At 66.9% G+C, this 18,012-nt stretch carries 23 protein-coding genes and 2 pseudogenes; 13 read left to right on the forward strand and 12 right to left on the reverse strand.

What is annotated here, in order from left to right; translation table 11 throughout:
* A partial coding sequence (locus tag QOI01_RS21655) for a beta-ketoacyl synthase N-terminal-like domain-containing protein (RefSeq protein ID WP_526384564.1) occupies positions 1-670 on the reverse strand: 670 nt, incomplete at its 3' end.
* A 202-nt stretch (positions 671-872) separates the two neighbouring features.
* On the opposite strand from QOI01_RS21655, the gene QOI01_RS21660 reads away from it, so the two are divergent.
* A complete protein-coding gene (locus QOI01_RS21660; RefSeq protein ID WP_526384566.1) occupies positions 873-1,226 on the forward strand; it encodes a hypothetical protein in 354 nt (117 codons plus the stop codon).
* 4 nt (positions 1,227-1,230) lie between these two features.
* Here QOI01_RS21660 and QOI01_RS21665 read toward each other — a convergent pair whose 3' ends face one another.
* Together QOI01_RS21665 and QOI01_RS21670 are read right to left on the reverse strand one after the other, a co-directional pair.
* Positions 1,231-1,908 carry a sensor domain-containing protein gene (locus tag QOI01_RS21665; protein ID WP_526384568.1) on the reverse strand — a complete coding sequence of 226 codons (678 nt, stop codon included), beginning with the start codon at positions 1,906-1,908 and terminating at the stop codon, positions 1,231-1,233.
* A 6-nt stretch (positions 1,909-1,914) separates the two neighbouring features.
* On the reverse strand, positions 1,915-2,298 hold the full coding sequence (locus QOI01_RS21670; RefSeq protein WP_526384570.1) for an Rv2240c family protein: 384 nt from the start codon (positions 2,296-2,298) through the stop codon (positions 1,915-1,917).
* Positions 2,299-2,782: 484 nt separating this feature from the next.
* On the opposite strand from QOI01_RS21670, the gene QOI01_RS21675 reads away from it, so the two are divergent.
* Genes QOI01_RS21675 through QOI01_RS21685 form a run of 3 tightly spaced genes read left to right on the forward strand, consistent with a single transcriptional unit; the run spans position 2,783 to position 4,901 of the window.
* The gene (locus QOI01_RS21675) at positions 2,783-3,466 is read left to right on the forward strand and encodes an MspA family porin (RefSeq protein ID WP_526384572.1); all 684 of its coding nucleotides are present in this window, start codon (positions 2,783-2,785) and stop codon (positions 3,464-3,466) included.
* A gap of 37 nt (positions 3,467-3,503) precedes the next feature.
* Positions 3,504-4,187 (forward strand): MspA family porin, encoded by a 684-nt coding sequence (locus QOI01_RS21680; RefSeq protein WP_526384574.1) that lies wholly within the window; start codon positions 3,504-3,506, stop codon positions 4,185-4,187.
* Positions 4,188-4,205: 18 nt separating this feature from the next.
* A complete protein-coding gene (locus QOI01_RS21685; RefSeq protein WP_526384576.1) occupies positions 4,206-4,901 on the forward strand; it encodes a hypothetical protein in 696 nt (231 codons plus the stop codon).
* A gap of 8 nt (positions 4,902-4,909) precedes the next feature.
* Here QOI01_RS21685 and QOI01_RS21690 read toward each other — a convergent pair whose 3' ends face one another.
* On the reverse strand, positions 4,910-5,284 hold the full coding sequence (locus QOI01_RS21690; protein WP_526384578.1) for a hypothetical protein: 375 nt from the start codon (positions 5,282-5,284) through the stop codon (positions 4,910-4,912).
* A 116-nt stretch (positions 5,285-5,400) separates the two neighbouring features.
* Here QOI01_RS21690 and QOI01_RS21695 point away from each other — a divergent pair, with 116 nt between their 5' ends.
* Positions 5,401-6,492 (forward strand): aldo/keto reductase, encoded by a 1,092-nt coding sequence (locus tag QOI01_RS21695; RefSeq protein ID WP_526384580.1) that lies wholly within the window; start codon positions 5,401-5,403, stop codon positions 6,490-6,492.
* A 70-nt stretch (positions 6,493-6,562) separates the two neighbouring features.
* On the opposite strand, the gene QOI01_RS21700 is transcribed toward QOI01_RS21695, so the two are convergent.
* Both QOI01_RS21700 and QOI01_RS21705 read right to left on the reverse strand, forming a co-directional pair.
* On the reverse strand, positions 6,563-7,525 hold the full coding sequence (locus QOI01_RS21700) for a ferritin-like domain-containing protein (RefSeq protein WP_526384582.1): 963 nt from the start codon (positions 7,523-7,525) through the stop codon (positions 6,563-6,565).
* 148 nt (positions 7,526-7,673) lie between these two features.
* A complete protein-coding gene (locus tag QOI01_RS21705) occupies positions 7,674-7,886 on the reverse strand; it encodes a CDGSH iron-sulfur domain-containing protein (RefSeq protein WP_526384584.1) in 213 nt (70 codons plus the stop codon).
* A gap of 198 nt (positions 7,887-8,084) precedes the next feature.
* On the opposite strand from QOI01_RS21705, the gene QOI01_RS21710 reads away from it, so the two are divergent.
* On the forward strand, positions 8,085-8,792 hold the full coding sequence (locus QOI01_RS21710) for an ANTAR domain-containing protein (protein WP_526384586.1): 708 nt from the start codon (positions 8,085-8,087) through the stop codon (positions 8,790-8,792).
* Between the two features lie 8 nt (positions 8,793-8,800).
* Positions 8,801-9,211, forward strand: a pseudogene (locus QOI01_RS21715) (DUF2071 domain-containing protein); the annotation flags it as partial.
* A 67-nt stretch (positions 9,212-9,278) separates the two neighbouring features.
* On the opposite strand, the gene QOI01_RS21720 reads toward QOI01_RS21715, so the two are convergent.
* From QOI01_RS21720 to QOI01_RS21735, 4 genes are read right to left on the reverse strand one after another with little or no spacing between them, the layout of a single operon-like run.
* Positions 9,279-10,196, reverse strand: coding sequence for an NAD(P)H-dependent flavin oxidoreductase (locus QOI01_RS21720; protein WP_526384588.1), 918 nt, complete (start codon positions 10,194-10,196; stop codon positions 9,279-9,281).
* Between the two features lie 5 nt (positions 10,197-10,201).
* Positions 10,202-10,858 carry an enoyl-CoA hydratase/isomerase family protein gene (locus tag QOI01_RS21725; protein WP_526384589.1) on the reverse strand — a complete coding sequence of 219 codons (657 nt, stop codon included), beginning with the start codon at positions 10,856-10,858 and terminating at the stop codon, positions 10,202-10,204.
* A gap of 4 nt (positions 10,859-10,862) precedes the next feature.
* A complete protein-coding gene (locus QOI01_RS21730) occupies positions 10,863-11,489 on the reverse strand; it encodes a TetR family transcriptional regulator (RefSeq protein WP_526384591.1) in 627 nt (208 codons plus the stop codon).
* Positions 11,490-11,521: 32 nt separating this feature from the next.
* Positions 11,522-11,758, reverse strand: coding sequence for a hypothetical protein (locus tag QOI01_RS21735; protein WP_526384607.1), 237 nt, complete (start codon positions 11,756-11,758; stop codon positions 11,522-11,524).
* Between QOI01_RS21735 and QOI01_RS21740 the strand changes: the two are divergent.
* A pseudogene (locus QOI01_RS21740) lies at positions 11,729-11,908 on the forward strand (cytochrome P450); the annotation flags it as partial. The gene QOI01_RS21735 and the pseudogene QOI01_RS21740 overlap by 30 nt on opposite strands.
* A gap of 59 nt (positions 11,909-11,967) precedes the next feature.
* On the forward strand, positions 11,968-12,849 hold the full coding sequence (locus QOI01_RS21745) for a cyclopropane mycolic acid synthase family methyltransferase (protein ID WP_526384593.1): 882 nt from the start codon (positions 11,968-11,970) through the stop codon (positions 12,847-12,849).
* Here QOI01_RS21745 and QOI01_RS21750 read toward each other — a convergent pair.
* Entirely contained in the window at positions 12,833-13,318 is a 486-nt protein-coding gene (locus QOI01_RS21750; protein WP_526384595.1) for a GNAT family N-acetyltransferase, read from the reverse strand. The genes QOI01_RS21745 and QOI01_RS21750 overlap by 17 nt on opposite strands.
* 68 nt (positions 13,319-13,386) lie before the next feature.
* Complete coding sequence (locus tag QOI01_RS21755; RefSeq protein WP_526384597.1) at positions 13,387-13,881, reverse strand: lipoprotein LpqH; 495 nt, start codon at positions 13,879-13,881, stop codon at positions 13,387-13,389.
* 201 nt (positions 13,882-14,082) lie between these two features.
* On the opposite strand from QOI01_RS21755, the gene QOI01_RS21760 reads away from it, so the two are divergent.
* The 4 genes from QOI01_RS21760 to QOI01_RS21775 form a co-directional block, all read left to right on the forward strand.
* The gene (locus tag QOI01_RS21760) at positions 14,083-14,994 is read left to right on the forward strand and encodes an alpha/beta fold hydrolase (protein WP_526384599.1); all 912 of its coding nucleotides are present in this window, start codon (positions 14,083-14,085) and stop codon (positions 14,992-14,994) included.
* Positions 14,991-16,244 carry a tRNA guanosine(34) transglycosylase Tgt gene (gene tgt / locus QOI01_RS21765; RefSeq protein ID WP_526384601.1) on the forward strand — a complete coding sequence of 418 codons (1,254 nt, stop codon included), beginning with the start codon at positions 14,991-14,993 and terminating at the stop codon, positions 16,242-16,244. Before QOI01_RS21760 ends, tgt begins: the two co-directional genes overlap by 4 nt.
* A 4-nt stretch (positions 16,245-16,248) precedes the next feature.
* Positions 16,249-17,472 carry a cytochrome P450 gene (locus QOI01_RS21770; protein ID WP_526384603.1) on the forward strand — a complete coding sequence of 408 codons (1,224 nt, stop codon included), beginning with the start codon at positions 16,249-16,251 and terminating at the stop codon, positions 17,470-17,472.
* A 146-nt stretch (positions 17,473-17,618) separates the two neighbouring features.
* Positions 17,619-18,012: DUF222 domain-containing protein (locus tag QOI01_RS21775; protein ID WP_526384605.1), on the forward strand; the 394-nt coding region annotated here is incomplete at its 3' end.

Here is an 18,012-nt window from a genome sequence, read left to right on the forward strand (position 1 = left end):
CGATGCGCATCTGGGCGAACCCGGCAATCGGCACAGCTTCGATCTTGGTTTCGACGCCACCGCAGATCGCAATGTCGGCTTCGCCGAGCGCGATCTGCTGCCAGGCGCGGGCAATGCCCTCCGAACCCGAGGCACAGGCCGACACCGGCGTGATCACCCCGGCCTTGGCATGTCGCTCGAGGCCGACGGCGGCCGCGGGCCCGTTCGGCATGTACATCTGCACCGCCAATGGCGACACGGCCGTCACGCCCCGCTCGCGCATGCCGTCGTAGGCGAACACCAGGGCCTCGGCAGCGCCGAGACCGGTCCCGATCGACACCGCCAAACGGGTCGTGTCCACGTCGGGATTGCCTGCGTTCTCCCATACTCGCCTACCCAGCACGGTGGACATCTTCTGGACGTAACCGAGGCGACGCAGCTCGACGCGTGTCAGGTCGCCGTCGAACTCCTCGAGCAGATGACCGCCGATGCGGACCGGCAGGTTGTACTGCTCGACGAACGGGTCGTCGAGCAGTCGGATACCGCTCTGCCCGTCGAGCAGGGCCTTCCAGGTGTCGTCCGCGCTGGTGGCGATGGACGTCGTCATGGCGATGCCGGTGACGACGACGCTGGGTAGGCCGTTACCAGTGCTCAGGCGGGCTACCTGGGATGAATTGATCAGTGCTCGCATGAGAAACCCTCACTTCACTACATGAGTGTTCGGCCCTCTGCTGGACCAGCCTGACGTTCCCGGGCGCGCTGGCCAACAAAAACGGCCCCGAACCTGTGAGGTGGGCTTTGTCGGATTTTATACCCCGCCAGCTCAACGCACCCCCCTTATAGGCCCCCGTACTGGGCCGTCGGTAACGCGACTCCGGCCTACGCTTGGGGACGTGGTCCGACAGGTTTTGAAAGCAGGTCTCGCGGCCTTGTTGGCCGCGGGGGCGGTGTCGGCGATCGTCGTGGCGCCACTCGCCGCGGCCGACCCGTTTCCGCCGGTTGGCAGCGGGCAGTCGGCCAGCGCCGCCATCGACGATCTGCAAGCCGAGGGCTACGACGTTCGGATCAACTGGACCACCGGTTACGACACCAAACCGCTGTCCGAATGCTGGGTCACGGGAGTGAACAACCCCAGCCACGAGGCACCGACCGAAGGTACGTTCACGACGGTCTACGTGGACGTCGCCTGCCCAAACGGGGACGACGGTTCCGGCTTCACCGGTGGCGTCGGCATCGGTATCGGCTAGGCCCCTACCGGCGCAGCTTGGCTTCGATCTCGCCTGCGATGGCGACGGCCTGCGTCACCGTCGAGGAATCTCGTTTGCACGCCTGCACGTCGACGATCACGTTGTTGGCGACCGCCAGTACACGCTGGCACGAATCGACTCCACTGGCGTTGCCCCGGGTGAACGGTATCGCGAGCTCTGTGTCGGTCTTGGTCAGCTCGCCACTTCGCCACTTCGGCAGCAGCTTGTCGTTCAGGGTGATGTTCACGTTGTGGTTGGTGCACTTCGACCACCGGTCCGACGATTGCTCGAAGAAGTCGCGGGCCGCATCGGTCGAGGGATAGTTGACCACCGATTGCACCGCCAGGTTCTGCCAGCGGTCGGAATCCGGTGACCGAAGCAGCTCCTGGCGAAGGGCGATCCAGCCGTCGCCGCCGTAGACCCCGGCTTCGTTCACCTGCCAGATCCCGAGGCAGTTGAGATTGGGCAGGAGATTGCGGTGATCGCTCATCACCTCGACGCGTGGGTGTGCCGTCATCCCGCTGGTTCCCATGACGGAGTCGACCTCGCCGGTGCTGAGTAGCTCTCGGTCGAGGGCGTTCGCACCGATCAGCTGCGGCGCCGCCGCTGGCTGGCTGGCTCCCTTCGAGCAGCCCGCTACGGCGAGACCGAACGCGAGTACTACCACCGCGACCCGCTTCATCTCGACTCAGGCATGCGTCCCGGCGGCGGCACACGCCTGCTGAGCGTTGGTGGCGTCGTTGTTCATCTCGGTCGCGGTCGTGTTCAGGCTCTCGCCTGAGATGTGCAGCCCCATCTTGAGGAGGAGCTTGGTTGCGTCCACCGACCACGCGCGCATCGGATCCCCGATCGCCGGGTCCAGCCCGGGTGTGCCTGCGGCGTCCATGGCCACGCCTGCCGCCTGCCGCAACGCGGTCCGACCTACCTCGTTGCTGCTCTGGACGCCTGGGTCCCCGTAAGAGGTGCCCTCGAACGAGTCGGCGAACTCCCCGTAGTAGGTCGAGGCGCCGTCCAGCGCGGTGGCGAACTCCCCACAGGCCGTGACGGCGGGGGCGGCGGCATTGTCGGACATCGGCGCGGCGTTGACCTGAATTGCGGGGTTCGGGGGAGCGTTGGCGTCACCGTCATCGGCGGAAGCCGTTGAAACGCAGGCCAATCCGATGACTGAGGCGATGAAGGAGGCGGCTAACGCTCGCTCGCACACGCGGGATGACCTCAAGATTTCCTCCAAGTTAGTCAAATCGCGCCTCCGAGAGCACAATCCGCACCCACAGTCGGTTAATCAGGTGTCCAGTTGGTGAACGGGCGACCAACCCGCGCCGTCCGATCGCAATCCATTGCACGGTTCGAAACTGTGAAATTGCTTCGGGGGAACTGGACTTCACGCATATCAGCAGCATGGAGCGGCGCGACTTGGCGAGACGCGCACTGGATGGGCACGAGGCGCGAGCTGTTCGTCGACCGTTCACCGTCCGGCAACCCCGCCATTGGATGCTCCGTCCCGACAGATTCGTTGGATCCGCCGGATTCCGACCAAGAGAGGCGCCGAAACAACCATGTTGAACCGTTTTGCCACGCTGGCAACTGTTTGCATTGCCATCCCGGTCTTGGCAGCGCCGGTGGCGTTGGCCGACCCGCCGCCTCCGGACCCGTCGATCCAACCGGTGGGTGCACCGGTTGGTCCGCCGCCCGATACGGGTGCGGTCCCTTCGGCGGCTCCCGGAATTCTCGACACCCCGGACGGCTGGCACCTTTCGGTGGTGGGAAGCAGCGAGACCCAACTGCCGGTGGCGCCGCTGACCACGGCGATCTCCTCCCGGGAGTACCTGATCTCGGGCACCTTCACCGGGGCCATCACCGGCGGCGGCAAGACCAAGTTGACCGGTGGGTCGATGGAGGCCGGTGAGCAGATCGGGTGCGGCATCATCTCGGATGAGACCGAGATCAACCCCGGCGCGAGCCTGACCCCGGGAATCAACCTGCCCACTGGCATCCCGACGATCAGCGCAGGCATCAGCCTGCAGGGCAAGGTGTACCTCAAGCCAGGCACCGTCACGACGGTCGCGCTGGACAAGAAGTCCTTCAAGGGGACGTCGACGCGCATCACCCTGACCGGTGTGCGGGTCAAGACCGATCAGTGCGCGGGCCAGTCGTTCATTCGCTCCTACGCGACGCTGACGAGTTCGACCGACAACACCGATGACGTCATCACCTATCTCGGCGTCACCAAGTCCGTCTAACTGCCAGCTGCCCACCCACTCTTTGAAAGGCCTCGCCATGTTCAATCGTTTTGCCCTGCTGGCTACTTGCCTGCTCATCCCGGTCGGGACTGCGCCTCTCGCGTTGGCGGATCCGCCGCCGGACCCCGATCCCGCGGCGGCGTCGGTCGGCGATCCCGGCCCGCCGCCGGACAACGGCATCGTCGGCTCGTCCGAGCCCGGCGTCGTGACCACTCCCGATGGGTGGGTGCTGACCGTCGCGGCGGCCAACGAGACCGAACTTCCGATCGCGCCGTTGACCACGGCGACGTCGTCGCGTGAGTATCTGGTGGGTGGGACGTTCACCGGCACGGTGACCGGCAGCGGCAAGACCACGCTGTCCGGTGGCACGCTGGAGGCCGGCTATCAGGTCGGCTGCGGCATCGAACTCGGCCAGGTCCGACTCATCGGCCAGGCGGGCGTTACCATAGGTGGGACCTTTGGTGCCACCACGACCGGCAGCCTTTCGGCCCCGCTGTCGGGCACCATCGAGATTCACCCGAAGCCGGGCACGGTGTCCACCGTGACGGTGGACAAGAAGTCGTTCAAGGCCGCCCCGGTGCGGGTGACGCTCAAGGACACCCACGTCAAGGTCGATGGCTGCGTGGGTCAGTCGTTCCTGCGGTCGTACGCGACGATGACCAGTTCGACGACCGACACCGATGACGTAGTGGCCTACTACGGCACCACCAAGGCCGTCTGAGAAGCGAGGCTCTGGACCATGATTGACCGACATCGCATCGCCACCCTGGCTTTCGGGGTCCTCGCCGCCGGGGCGGCGGTCGCCTTCCCGGCGACCGCCGCTGCCGACGACGCTCCGCCTGATCCGCTGCCGGCCCCAGGTGATCCGGCCCCGCCTCCACCGCAGGGCCCGACGGTGCCAGGGATGGGCCAACTAGGCCCGGCCGGGGTCGACGTGCTGGCGCAGAGCAACACGGCTCCGGCTGACGTCCCGGGCACCCTGGGTGTGCCGACGGTGGCGGGCCTGGATCGCGACTCCGTGCTGGGTCTGAACGCGGTGCCATCCGCGCCGGGTGCGGGTCCGGGGACGCCGCCGAACCTCAACGTGTTCAACAACGCCTACGGAGCCGGGGCCATCAACCTGGCACCCGCCGCCCCCGGGCAGGGCCAGCAGTTCGGGGTCGCCCCGGGTGATGAGAACGCCGACGTCAACAAGCGCAAGTGGCTCGGTCGCTACATCGATGAGTATCGCGCCGGTGACCTCAAGGGCGGACTGCTCGGTCAGATGCCCCAGGAACAACTCGGCGAACCGCTGCCGGGCACCGCCCCACCGCCGGGCACCGTCATCCCCGCCGGACCGGTCCAATTCCTGCCCGATCCCGCCGATGGTCCTACCCCACCGCCCGGCCTGATTCTTCCGCCACCGCCACCGCCACCGCCACCGCCTGCCGGCTGACCGGGGCCTTACGGAATCGGCTCCGGGAGGGGCAGGTCACCCAGGGCGCCGTCGGCGTCCTCCGGTGGTGCGGGTCGCATCGGGAGCACGATGGTTGGCCGCTCGTCCGCCGACCCGCCGTCCATCGGTGCGACGCAACCCATTCCGAACCTGGTCGGAGCGGGAACACCGGCGTTCTGCACGCAGCACGTGGTGGCGACGGCGTCGAAGTCCTGATCCGGAGCCGGCACCGTGGTCGCGGTGCACGTGGAGTATCCGTCGACGTCGAAGACCGGTGAGGCATTCGCCACGGCGCACGGCGCGGTGGTGCACGCGGCAGCGAACGCGAGGGCGGGAAGGGCGAGCCGTCGAAGTCCCGGTCTGGACATGCCCATGAATGCCATTGCGACGACGCTACCGACATCGGCGCAAGGCCGTGGCCGGTCGACGCAGACGGGACGGCCGCCATCGGCAATTTCTGGACTTGCGGGTCCATTTTGTGGGCGGCACGCTGACTCCCATGGCACTCGACCAGTACTATCTACTCGGCAAGTCAGGACTGCGCGTGAGCCGACTGGCGCTCGGCACGATGAACTTCGGCACCGCGGGCTACCACGCCGCCTACGGCAAGACCGAGGACGAAGCGCGACCCATCTTCCGTCGCTACCTCGAGGGTGGCGGCAACTTCGTCGACACGGCGGACTTCTACACCGCAGGAGAGAGCGAAATCATCCTGGGCAGGCTCATCGCCGAGGCGAAGGCACGGGACAGTGTGGTGCTCACCACCAAGTTCACCAACAGCGTCACCCCCGGTGACCCCAACGCCGGAGGGAACGGACGCAAGCACATGATCCGGGCCCTCGACGACTCACTGAGGCGTCTCGGCACCGACTACGTCGACCTCTTCCTGCTGCACACCTGGGACCGGCTCACACCGGTCGAGGAGGTCCTGCGCACCTTCGACGACCTGGTGCGGGCAGGCAAGATTCGTTACGCAGGGCTGTCCGACGTGCCCAGTTGGTATGCGGCGCAGGCCCAGACGTTCGCCGAGGCGCACTCGTTGCCTCCGATGATCAACCTGCAGCTGCCCTATTCGTTGGTCGAGCGGCAGATCGAGGTGGAGCACGTCGCCATGTCACAGACCCTCGGCCTCGGCATCACGGCGTGGAGTCCGCTCGGCGGGGGATTCCTCAGTGGCAAGTACCGCCATGCAGACAAGGGGCTCTCGGGTGGCGGGCGGCTGAGCATCCCCGGAGCATCGGGACTCGACCTGTCGGACCTTCAGTGGCAGCTGCTCAAGCCGCTGGGCGACGTCGCCGACAAGCTCGGAGTGTCGATGGCTCAGGTGGCGATCAACTGGGTCGCCACTCAACCGGGCATCGCGTCCGCCATCGTCGGTGCGAGCAGCGCGGACCAGCTCGGTTCCACGATGGCCGCCCTCGACGTGGAACTGCCCGGCGAGTTGCGTGCCGAACTGGATGAGGCGAGCGCCGTCGCGCCCGAGTCGGTGTACCGGATGTTCACCCCCGGCTATCAGAATCAGCTCATCAGCCCCGGCATCAAGGTGGGGGACAAGCCCGTCGGCTATCTCCCCGGCGTGCGCAACTGGTAGCCGCGTCCCGCACGAGAACACCCCCGCCAATGCGGCGGGGGTGCTTGTCTAAGCGTCTCGACATGCGGTGTTACCCGATCCCGACGACCTCCTGCGCGATCTGCGCGACCCGCGCCTGCGCGGCGGAGACGACGCCCTGGCGCTGCTTGTGCGACTCCTCGTAGGCGAGGATCGCCCGAACGTCGGAGGGATCGGTCAGGTCCTTGACCGCGGCGACGGCCTGGCTCACGTTCAGCTCGTCGAAGCCGTGAATCGGCAATTCGGAGGGATCGAGGACGCCGGTGGCGGTCCGCACGGAGTGGACCACGTCGGCGGCCTGGTCGGCCCCACCGTCGCGGATGACGTTCTCGGCGGTCTCCAGTGCGGCATCGCGCGAGGACGACAGGGTCTTGGCGGCCAGGTCACCGGCCTGCTTGCCGCGGTTGAACAGCTCGCTCAGTGCCAGCGGGGTCGCCCGCACGGTTTCCACAGCCCTGTCGAGCCCGCGAACCGACCAGTTCACCGGCAGGTTGACCAGCTGGATCGCCGTGCCCGCAGCGGCCTGCAATGGCGTGCGCCGCAGTGCGGCGGGACCACCGAGCGCATCTTCGGCCAACACGGTGGTGAGCCAGTCGACCGTGGCAGCGTGCGCAGTGATCAGGCGCGCGGCCAGAGCCTCGACGTCCGAACGCTTCGCGGCGACCGCGAGTGCCTTGATGTAGCGGGCGCGGTCGCACAACTGGTGCTCGAGAGCCAGATCGCCGAGAAGTGCCTCGTCGAACGGCTGGACCTGTTCGGTGAGTGCTTTCACGACCGCGGCGGCGCGGCCGAAGAACGGGCCGATCACGTCAGAGTGGCCGCCGAGGTCACGGATGGCGGACTCGATGGACTCGGCGCGTGCGCGCCCATTGGCGGCGTTCTGAGACAGTTCCTTGCGGACCGCCTCGGTGCGCGCCTGAGCGACGCGGGTCTCGGCCACCTGGATCTCGGTGTTGGTCAGGTCGAGCACTGCGCGCAACTGCGCAACCAGGGTGTTGGTGCTGGGTGTCGTCATATTGGTTCGCCCCTTCGGCATTGACGGAACACGTCGGTGCGGGGTGCACCTTCAAATTGCATACCCGTCGAGTCCTTTGCCAATCGTGGGTCACCGGCATGTGAACGAGGTCTCAATCCGAAGCTCGCTACGTCGACCCTTCGCCTGATCACTCGTCATCGCGGCGCCGCTTGCGGTGGCTGGTGTCGCACAGCGGATACGTCTTGCTGCGCTTGCAGGTGCAGATCGCCACCATGAAGCGGTCCGACTCGACCGAGGTGCCGTCGGGCATCTCGATCCGCACGGGACCCTGGATCATCAAGGGGCCGCCAGGGGTGATGCGCACGAGGCGGGCGTCGTCATCCGCCACTGGCTCGTTCATCACCGAGGGTGATTGCCCCGCTTCGTCGCGCCCAAAACGCCAAGCCGTTCGCTTTCCCTCTTGCCGCGCGGGGTGGCGTTGAGGTATAACGCCCTTCGCAACGAAAACAGCTTTACTTCCTCAGACCCCGGAGGTGAATGGTGCTAGCGATTGCATGTCCCGCCACGTTCCAATACGCCACGCCCAGGCCTGAGTCCGATGTTCATCTTGGATGACGGTCGCGACGCGGGTACCCCGGCCCGGGGGGTGCCCGGCGGCGGCGAAACTCAATGGGCGGGCCCCTTTCGGTTCTTCTTCGCCGACCAGCGCTGGGAATGGTCGCCCGAGGTCGAGCGCATGCACGGTTACGGGCCGGGTGAAGCCGCTCCCACGACTGAACTCGTGCTCTCGCACAAACATCCCGACGACCACAGTCACGTAGCCGCGACGCTCGAGGAGATCGTCCGCACGGGCAGGCCGTTCAGCGCACGCCACCGCATCGTCGACGTTGCGGGTCGCGTTCGCGAGGTGGTCGTCGTCGGGGACCGCCTGCGCGATGACGGTGGCGAGGTGATCGGGACGCACGGTTACTACGTCGACGTCACGCCGTCGACCGACCGGGAACATCAACGGTCGGTGACGGAGGCCGTCGCCGAGATCAGCGAGAATCGTGGTGGCATCGAGCAGGCCAAGGGAATGCTGATGCTGGTCTATCGCATCAGTGCCGAGGCGGCGTTCGACCTGCTCAAGTGGCGTTCGCAGATGACCAATGTCAAGCTCCGAGCCATCGGGCAGCAGATCGTCAAGGACTTTCTGGCGCTGAGCTATTCGGACGTGTTGCCACCAAGGTCGAGCTACGACCAGTTGCTCCTGACTGCTCACGAGCGGGTCGCCGGCGTCGAGGGGCGGGACGGTGCCGGGTCGTAGGCCGCGGGATCCAACGTGACACGATCGCGACGTGTCCGGTCCATCCGATCCCCTTGCCCGATGCCATTCCAATCGACCCGCCGGTGTTGCCGCGAGCCGACTTCACCCAGCAGCATTGGCGCAGCCTCACCTTCGTGCACTGGCCCGTCAACCCGGAATCGGTCGCGCACCTGTACCCGCGTGGTACGCGACCGATGGCATTCGGCGATGGAGCGACCCACGTCGGACTTGCCCCCTTCGCGATGAGTGAAGTGGCGCTTGGTCTTTCGCGTCCGATTCCCTACTTCGGGAGCTTTCTGGAGACCCACGTCACGCTGTACTCGACCGATGGCGACGGCCGCCACGGTGTGCTCTTCCGGTCGATCGAGACGTCCCGGCTGGCGGTGGTCCGGGCTACCCGGGTGGGCATGGGATCGCCGTGCGTTCCGGCGTTCGCGTTCCACGATCTGCTGCGGCGCGACTATCCGGCCAGTTGAGGCTGGTCCCTCAGGTCGTGCGTGCCGCGGCGGCCGTCAGCACCGCCTCGATCTCCGTCCACGTGCGTCGCACGATCTCCGAGACCGGCAGCAGTCCGGTGATCCGGCTCGACACCTGACCCGTATTCGCCACGCTGGCCTCCATGTCGCCGTCGAAGTACAGGCTGGTGATCCCGCCGAGCAGCGGTGCCTGCAGCGCGGAGGTGGCCAGCTTCGCCGCCAAGCCGGTCCGCAGCACCCGCATGGTGGGGTTGCCGGGAAGGTCGAGCATCACGGTTCCGTCGTCGTCGGCCGCCACGATGGCGTCCTTGAAGTTCGCGTGGACGGCGGCCTCGTCGCTGGCCAGCATTCGCGTGCCCATCTGCACGCCCTCGGCGCCGAGGACGAGTGCCGCCGCAGCCGAGCGCGCATCGCACATCCCGCCTGCGGCCAGCATCGGCAGGTCGATCCGCTCGGCGACGAGCGGCAGCAGCACCATCGTCGACGCACCCAGGGCGGACTTGAACCCGCCGCCCTCCACGCCCTCGACCACCAGAGCGTCGACCCCGGCGTCCTCGGCCTTGAGTGCGGCCCGCAGCGATCCCACGACGTGGACGACGGTCATGCCCGCGTCGTGAAGACGGCCGGTGAAGAGGGCGGGGTCTCCCGCGGACGTGAAGACGTGGCGGACGTCCGCCGCGACCAGGGCGTCGACGATCGACGGATCCTTCTTCCAGCCCTGGATCATCAGATTGGCCGCGACCGGTCGGTCCGTGAGCTCGCGCACCCGGCGCAGATCGGCGCGGCCCTCCGGGGTCAGGGTCTCGATCATGCCAAGGCCGCCGCCTTCGGAGACGGCGGCCGCGAGCTCCGCTCGCGCGATGTACGTCATCGGCGCCTGGACGACCGGGTAGCGCACCCCGAGCAGTGATCGGATCCGGTTCGGCATCGGTCCTACCCGGCCGCTAGGGCGGCGACGGCAGAGGCGAACATCGTGTTCTTGATGGCGCCAAGGGTGTTCGGGTCCTTGCCGCCCAGCGGGGCGAGAAGCCCGACCGCCGTGTCGGTGAGGGTGTCCTCCGCTGCGGTGGCATCGGCGATGGCGAACTGGAGCGCGTCGGCCCCACCGAAGCGGCGCCCCGTCGTCATGGAGGCGACGGCGGTCGCGGGGGTGAGCTTGGCCTGGATCAGCGCGGCCATGCCCATCGTGAACGGGATGCGGATGTCGACCTCGGGGAAGCAGAAGTAACCGCGGTCCTCGCGCATGACGCGGTAGTCGTGGGCCATCGCGAGCATTGCTCCCGCGCCGAACGCGTGACCGTTGAGCCCCGCGGCGGTCGGCATGGGCAGCGTCAGCACGCGGGCGAAGAGGGCGTGCACGCGGCCGACGTAGAACTGCATCTGATCGCCGTGCGCTAGCAGCCAGTCGAGGTCGAGGCCATTGGAGTAGAACTTGCCGGTGCCCGTGCTCACCAGTCCGGCGGCGCCGGAGTTCGAAATCTCGTCGAGACGTCCGTCGATCTCGTCGAGGAAGTGCAGCGAGAACCGGTTCTCGTCGTCGCCGAGATTCAGTACGGCGACCTTGTCGGCGTACGTGGTGGTGATGGGCACGAGTTCACTCCTTGGTTCGGGTACGGGTGGGTGGGCCGTCGGCAAGTGCAGCGCGCACCGCCGACTCGAGTCTTCTGCGTGCCCAGTCATGAGCGATTCGATTGCGGGACAGCAGGAAAGCAGTCGGCAGATCGACGACGCACAGGGTGATCGCATCGACGGCGGCGGCATCCCTGCGGTTCCACAGATTCTGCGCCAGGCGCACCAGCAGTCCGATCAGTGCACGATCCAGCTCGGCCAGTTCGGCGGCGACCGCGTCCGAGACGTCCTCACCGAGCAACTGGTTTCGGTTGACCCGCACCAGTAGTCGTGACGATTGCGGATGACGTTCGTAGAAGACGGCGGGCGCATCGGCGGCGGCGACCACGGCTTCCATCGCGTCGGCGTCCGGCCCGGCGAGGGCGGTGTCGACCAATTCGCCTTGCACGTCCAGGAATCCGCGTGCCGCGCGCAGCCAGGTCTGTGCGACGAGGTCGCCCCTGGACCGAAAGCTGTGGTAGATGGCACCGTTCGAGACGCCAGCCGTGGCGGCGACGGCGCGGGTGGTGACGCCCGCCGGTCCGGCTTGGATCGCCAGCGACTCGGCGGCATCGAGGACCACGTCGCGGTCGTAGAGCCGTGGGCGGGGCACCTCGGCACGATAACAGAGCGAGTGCTCTGTTATCAACGACGCCGGGATGACCTGCGCTTGGGGGCGTCCAGCACCAGTGCGGACATGTAGAGCTCGAGCATCGGCCGGTAGAGGTCGACGCCGTCTTCGAGCCTGCTGCACAGGATGACGCCGTCGCTGGTGGAGATCAGGATGTGCGCGAACGTCGTCGCCGGGATGCGCAGGGTGACGCCGAGCTGTTCGATGCCGCGCACGCGGGCTCTCACCTGGCCTTCGGCGTTGGCACCCACTACTGCATCGGCTCGGCGCTGGCGCGCATCGAGGATCGCCTCGCGCTCGACGAGATCCTCGACCGCTTCCCGGAATGGGACGTGGACCTGACCCGTGCCCGCATGTCGACGGTGCGCGGTTGGGAGTCGATGCCAGCCGTCATCGGCTAGCGCTGCACGACGCTTTGTCGGCGACCCCTACGCTCGGTGCAACCGCTTAGGAGGCACCGATGCCAAAACCGCCCGCCGACGAGGGTGACCTGAAGCCGCACTTCGACGACATCCAGGCGCACTACGACATCTCCGACGACTTCTACCGGCTGTTCCTCGACCCGAGCCAGACCTACAGCTGCGCGTACTTCGAGCGCGACGACATGACGCTGGAGCAGGCTCAGCTCGCCAAGATCGACCTGGCACTCGGAAAGTTGGGACTTCAGCCGGGCATGACGCTCCTCGACGTCGGCTGCGGCTGGGGAGCCACCATGATGCGCGCCATCGAGCGCTACGACGTCAACGTCGTCGGGCTGACGCTGAGTCGGACCCAGACGGACCACGTCGAGCGGGTCTTCGCGGCGTCGGACAGTCCGCGGTCCAAGCGGGTGCTACTGCAGGGCTGGGAACAGTTCGACGAGCCCGTCGACAGGGTCGTCTCGATCGGCGCCTTCGAGCACTTCGGTCACGACCGGTACGACGCGTACTTCGCGATGGTCAATCAATCGATGCCCGATGACGGAATCATGTTGCTGCACACCATCACCGGTCTGCATCCCGACGAGATGGCCGCCCGCGGCATGCCGTTGACGTTCACCTTCGCGCGGTTCCTCAAGTTCATCCTCACGGTGATCTTCCCCGGCGGTCGGCTGCCGTCGATCCCGATGGTGCAGGAGCGTGCCGCCGCGGGCGGGTTCGAGGTGACCCGGGTTCAGTCGTTGCAACCGCACTACGCCAGGACGCTCGACATCTGGGCGGCCAACCTGGAAGCCAACCGGGACAAGGCGATCGAGGTCCAGTCGCTGGAGATGTACGACCGCTACATGAAATACCTCACCGGCTGCGCCGACATGTTCCGTGTCGGGTACATCGACGTCAACCAGTTCACGTGCGAGAAGTAGGAATCGGTCCGACCCGCTTGGCGAAGAACACCCGGTGGTAACCGTCCTGGATGCCGCGTCCCGTCTCGTGGAAGCCGCGGCTGGGGTAGAACGACAGGTTCTCCGTCATCGCCTCGTTGGTGCACAGCCGGATCTCCTCCAGACCCGCGTCGTGGGCGTCCTCATCGGCCCGTTCGAGCAGTCGGCGGCCATGACCGCGGCCCTGCGCGGTGGGGGCGACGGCGATGGCGTCGATCAGCAGGTGGTCGGGTTCGGCCTGCGTGACGAGCAGTCCGAGGATGACCCCGGCGTGCTCGCCGTCCTCGACCACCCACACGCGTGACGTGTGAAGCAGTTTGGCGTAGTCGGCTGTCATTGGGGCCGGGGGCCTGCCGATCCGCTCCACGTACCTGCCGAAGGCCGCGACGACGAGTTCGTTGATCGCGCCGACGTCGGTGACCATTGCGGACCTCAGCAGCGGCTCGCTCATGCTGGCGAGCTTAGTCACCGGCGACGCCCCCTTCGGGGCGCCGCCGTCAGCGGATGAGCCTGGAGAATCTACGGGCAGGTGAACTCGAGTTCGAAGGGCTTGTTCGTCGGCTGCATCGGGTTGGCCATGTCGATGCCGACGGCGTTTCCGGTGATCTTGTAGGTCTTGTCGGTCTTCTCGGCAGTAGCGTCACCCTGTCCGCCGCCAACGGCGAGCGTGATGCCGTCGACATTGCCCAGCGCGACCGAGGTGACGGCGGGCGGGTCGGCCTCGCTCAGGACGGCAGCGATGCCGGTCATCGCTTCGCCGATCGCGACGTTCACGTTGCCGCCGGCGTTGGCACATACGACGCTGCCGCCGACATCCTTGGGTTGGCCGCCGATGGTGACCTTGGTGCCTGCTGCGGCACTGGCAGACGTGCTCGCCTCCGATGATGAACTCGACGATGAAGACGAACTCGAGGACGACGATTGCGTCGAAGTCTTGTCCCCCGACGAACAGCCGGCCAGACCGGCGACGACGATCGCAGCGCCGCCGACGGCGACCAGCAAACTTTGCTTCACCACTGTTCTCCTTATGGTCCTTGCGACCCGTCAAGATCAGCGGATCGTCCAAGGCAGTATGGAGTGCCATTGACCAGCTGACATGGGATTGCGCGAAATACCTGGATCAAGATCTGTCGGCAATCGAGTGGCGCCAACCGGCAGATTTCGAAGGCGAACAACCCGGCACTTCGTACAATCGCCAGCCGGTAGGTTCGGCCCGTGAAGACCTTGCGCACCCCCGAGGACCGATTTGCCGAGTTGGCGGGCTTTGCCTACTCGCCGCGCTACTGCGAGGTCGACGACGGCGAGGGCGCACGGCTACGGATCGCGTGGGTGGAGGACGGCCCAGCCGATGTGGATCCAGTGTTGCTGCTCCACGGTGAGCCCTCTTGGTCGTATCTGTACCGGCGGATGATCCCGATTCTGGTGGCCGCCGGTCATCGCGCGATCTGCCCCGACCTCGTCGGGTTCGGCCGCTCGGACAAGCCCACCGGCATCGGGGACCACAGCTACGCGCGTCACGTGGAGTGGATGCGCGCCGTCGCGTTCGACGAACTCGACCTGCGGCGCGTCACCCTCGTCGGCCAGGACTGGGGTGGCCTAATCGGCCTGCGACTGGCCGCCGAGCATCCCGAGCGGTTCGCTCGGATCGTCGTCGCCAACACGGGACTGCCGACGGGTGATCTGCCGATGCCCGACATCTGGTGGCAGTTCCGCAAGGCGATCCAGGGGATGCCCGAGATCGAGATCGGCAGGTTGGTCCAGTCCGGCTGTCAACGTCCAATGAGCGACGTCGTCCGCGCCGGCTACGACGCCCCGTTCCCCGACGACTCGTACTGCGCAGGCCCGCGCGCGATGCCGGGTCTGGTGCCGACGTCGAACCACGATCCCGCCACGGGCGCCAACCGTGCCGCGTGGAAGACGTTGTGCGACAGTCCGACTCCGATGCTGGTGGCATTCAGCGACGGCGACCCGATCACTGGCGCGATGGCCCCGATCTTCACCAGTCAGATGCGTGGTGCTCAGGGGATCGAGCATCCGGTGATCGGCAATGCCGGGCACTTCCTTCAGGAGGACGCGGGCGAGGACCTCGCAGAGGCGATCGTGCGGTTCCTGCGGGCGACCCGGTGACTGGGCCGCTGCCGAAGTTCTTCGAGATTGAAGCCGAGCTCGAGGGCCGCTCCGGCCGGGCGGGCGTCATCCACACCCCGCACGGTGACATCCACACGCCGGCGTTCATCGCCGTCGGCACTCAGGCCACCGTCAAGGCGGTGCTGCCCGAGGCCATGAAAGACGTTGGTGCCCAAGCCGTCCTGGCCAACGGCTACCACCTCTACCTGCAGCCGGGGCCCGACGTCGTCGAGGAGGCAGGCGGGCTCGGCGCCTTCATGAACTGGCCGGGACCCACATTCACCGACAGCGGCGGGTTCCAGGTGCTCTCGCTCGGCGTCGGTTTCAAGAAGGTGCTGTCGATGGATGCCGGACGCGTCCAAGCCGACGACGTGATCGCCGAGGGCAAGGAGCGCCTGGCGCACGTCGACGACGACGGTGTGACGTTCCGGTCGCATCTGGATGGCTCGACCCACCGCTTCACGCCGGAGGTCTCGATCGGCATCCAGCACCAGTTGGGGGCGGACGTGATCTTCGCGTTCGACGAGCTGACGACGCTGATGAACACGCGCGGCTACCAGGAACGGTCGGTGCAGCGCACGCACGACTGGGCCGTGCGGTGTCTCGCCGAGCACCGTCGGCTCACTGCCAAGCGCCACGCGAAGCCCTATCAGGCGCTGTTCGGCGTCGTGCAGGGTGCGCAGTACGAGGACCTGCGGCGGCAGGCGACGCGCGGACTGGTGTCGATCGGGGACGGCCCCGGTCCCGCAGAAGGCCTGAGCTTCGACGGTTACGGCATCGGCGGGGCGCTGGAGAAGCAGAACCTCGCCACCATCGTCGGCTGGGTCGCCGACGAACTGCCCGATGACAAGCCGCGTCACCTGCTCGGCATCAGTGAACCCGACGATCTGTTCGCCGCGATCGCGGCCGGCGCGGACACCTTCGACTGCGTGTCGCCGTCCCGGGTCGCCCGCAACGCCGCGGTGTACTCGGCGGCGGGCCGGTACAACATCACCGGGGCCCGCTACCGACGTGACTTCACGCCCATCGACGCCGAGTGCGACTGCTACACCTGCGCCAACTACACCCGGGCGTACATCCATCACCTGTTCAAGGCCAAGGAGATGTTGTCCTCGACGCTCTGCACGATCCACAACGAGCGCTTCGTCATCCGGCTCGTCGATCAGATCCGGGCGGCCATCGCGGCGGGCGAATTCGACGAGCTTCGCGGCCACGTTCTGGGGCGTTACTACTCGACGCATGCACAATAAGACGATGACGACCACCACCGAATCGCAAGGGTTGTTGGTGCAGCTGCTGGATCCGTCGAATCGCGCCGACCCCTACCCGTTCTACCGGCAGATCCTGAAACGTGGGCCGCTGGTCCTACCGGAGGAGAACCTCGTCGTGTTCTCCTCGCTTCAGGATTGCGGCGACGTGCTGCGTCACCCGTCGTCGGCCAGCGATCGGCTGAAGTCCGCCGTCACCCAGCGCGAGATCGCCAAGGGCGCTCCGGCCCGACCGTTCGGGCAGCCGGGCTTTCTCTTCCTCGATCCGCCCGACCACACCCGGCTGCGCAAGCTCGCCCAGCAGGCGTTCGCCCCGAAGCGGGTCAGGGCGCTCGAGGCCGACATCGTCTCGATGGTCGACTCGCTGCTCGATCGCATCGCCACGGCAGGCAGGTTCGACGTCATCGCGGACCTCGCACATCCGCTCCCGGTCGCCGTGATCTGCCGGATGCTCGGCGTGCCGATCGACGACGAGCCCGAATTCAGCAGGGCCTCCGCGCTATTGGCGCAGGGGCTCGACCCCTTCACCACGTTCACCGGTGAGGTGTCCGACACCTTCCAGGAGCGTCTGAAGGCCGGGCACTGGCTGCGGGGATACCTCGCCGACCTCATCGAGGAACGGCGCGCTACGCCGCGCGAGGATCTGATAACTGCTCTGATCGCGGCGGAGGAGGACGGTGATCAGCTGACTACCGAGGAGGTCGTCGCGACCTGCAACCTGCTGTTGATCGCCGGCCACGAGACGACCGTGAACCTGATCGCCAACGCGATCCTGGCGATGCTGCGGCACCCGCAACACTGGGCCGCACTCGCGACGGATCCCGGACGTGCCTCGTCGATCATCGAGGAGACGTTGCGCTGGGATCCGCCGGTACAGATGGCCGGGCGGTACGCCGCCGACGACGTGACGATCGGTGACGTCGCCGTACCGAAGGGTGAGACGATGATGGTCCTTCTCGCTGCCGCACAACGTGATCCGACGGCATTCGAGCGCCAGGACGAGTTCGACCCGGACCGGGACGGCATCCGGCACTTGGCATTCGGTCACGGCGTGCACTTCTGCCTCGGTGCACCACTGGCCCGGCTGGAGGCGAGGGTCGCCCTGTCCGCGGTGACCGCGCGGTTCCCCGACGCCCGACTCGATGGCGAGGCGGCGTACAAGCCGAACGTGACCCTGCGTGGATTGGCTTCGCTGCCCGTCGTCGTCTAGTGGCCTGGGATCGTTTCGGCGCCCGGATAGCATGTGGCTCCGACGTTTTCGGTGTTTGAGAGTGGGTTCATCCACAGTCGCCGATTCATCCACAGCCTGTGGTTTGGCGGGTGGGATGTGTCGGATGCCCTTATTAGATTTGAAGCATGTTCGATGAATTGGTCGCTGACACCGCCGGCACCTCCGGGGCTGCTGCGGTGGATGCGTGGTCGCGGGTGGAGTCCGCGGCGTGTGCCCGACGGTTGGCGGCGATGGTCGCCATGCTCGATGCGATGTATGCCGCCTCCGGCTCGGCGGATCGTGAGCAGTGGTGTCTGGACAATTGGGCCGCGGTGTGTGCGCACATCGGCGCCGCCCAGCGCCTCACCTGCGGCAGCGCCTCCGGGCTGCTGATGGTCGCCACCGTGCTACGCGAGCGCCTCCCGAACGTGCGGGCGGTGTTCGCCGCCGGGCTGATCGGCTACCCACTGGTCCGCACCATCGTGCACCGCAGCATGCTGGTCACCGACCCGGCTGCTCAACGCCGCCTGGACACAGCGT

The sequence above is a fragment of the Mycobacterium sp. genome (genome assembly GCF_032162605.1).
GTDB lineage: Bacteria > Actinomycetota > Actinomycetes > Mycobacteriales > Mycobacteriaceae > Mycobacterium.

Bases quoted from the DNA above. Each gene is read 5' to 3' on its own strand.
- QOI01_RS21665 (WP_526384568.1), bottom strand. From the start codon at position 1,908: ATGAAGCGGGTCGCGGTGGTAGTACTCGCGTTCGGTCTCGCCGTAGCG.
- QOI01_RS21670 (WP_526384570.1), bottom strand. From the start codon at position 2,298: ATGTCCGACAATGCCGCCGCCCCCGCCGTCACGGCCTGTGGGGAGTTC.
- QOI01_RS21675 (WP_526384572.1), top strand. From the start codon at position 2,783: ATGTTGAACCGTTTTGCCACGCTGGCAACTGTTTGCATTGCCATCCCG.
- QOI01_RS21680 (WP_526384574.1), top strand. From the start codon at position 3,504: ATGTTCAATCGTTTTGCCCTGCTGGCTACTTGCCTGCTCATCCCGGTC.
- QOI01_RS21685 (WP_526384576.1), top strand. From the start codon at position 4,206: ATGATTGACCGACATCGCATCGCCACCCTGGCTTTCGGGGTCCTCGCC.
- QOI01_RS21690 (WP_526384578.1), bottom strand. From the start codon at position 5,284: ATGGCATTCATGGGCATGTCCAGACCGGGACTTCGACGGCTCGCCCTT.
- QOI01_RS21695 (WP_526384580.1), top strand. From the start codon at position 5,401: ATGGCACTCGACCAGTACTATCTACTCGGCAAGTCAGGACTGCGCGTG.
- QOI01_RS21700 (WP_526384582.1), bottom strand. From the start codon at position 7,525: ATGACGACACCCAGCACCAACACCCTGGTTGCGCAGTTGCGCGCAGTG.
- QOI01_RS21705 (WP_526384584.1), bottom strand. From the start codon at position 7,886: ATGAACGAGCCAGTGGCGGATGACGACGCCCGCCTCGTGCGCATCACC.
- QOI01_RS21710 (WP_526384586.1), top strand. From the start codon at position 8,085: ATGTTCATCTTGGATGACGGTCGCGACGCGGGTACCCCGGCCCGGGGG.
- QOI01_RS21720 (WP_526384588.1), bottom strand. From the start codon at position 10,196: ATGCCGAACCGGATCCGATCACTGCTCGGGGTGCGCTACCCGGTCGTC.
- QOI01_RS21745 (WP_526384593.1), top strand. From the start codon at position 11,968: ATGCCAAAACCGCCCGCCGACGAGGGTGACCTGAAGCCGCACTTCGAC.
- QOI01_RS21750 (WP_526384595.1), bottom strand. From the start codon at position 13,318: ATGAGCGAGCCGCTGCTGAGGTCCGCAATGGTCACCGACGTCGGCGCG.
- QOI01_RS21770 (WP_526384603.1), top strand. From the start codon at position 16,249: ATGACGACCACCACCGAATCGCAAGGGTTGTTGGTGCAGCTGCTGGAT.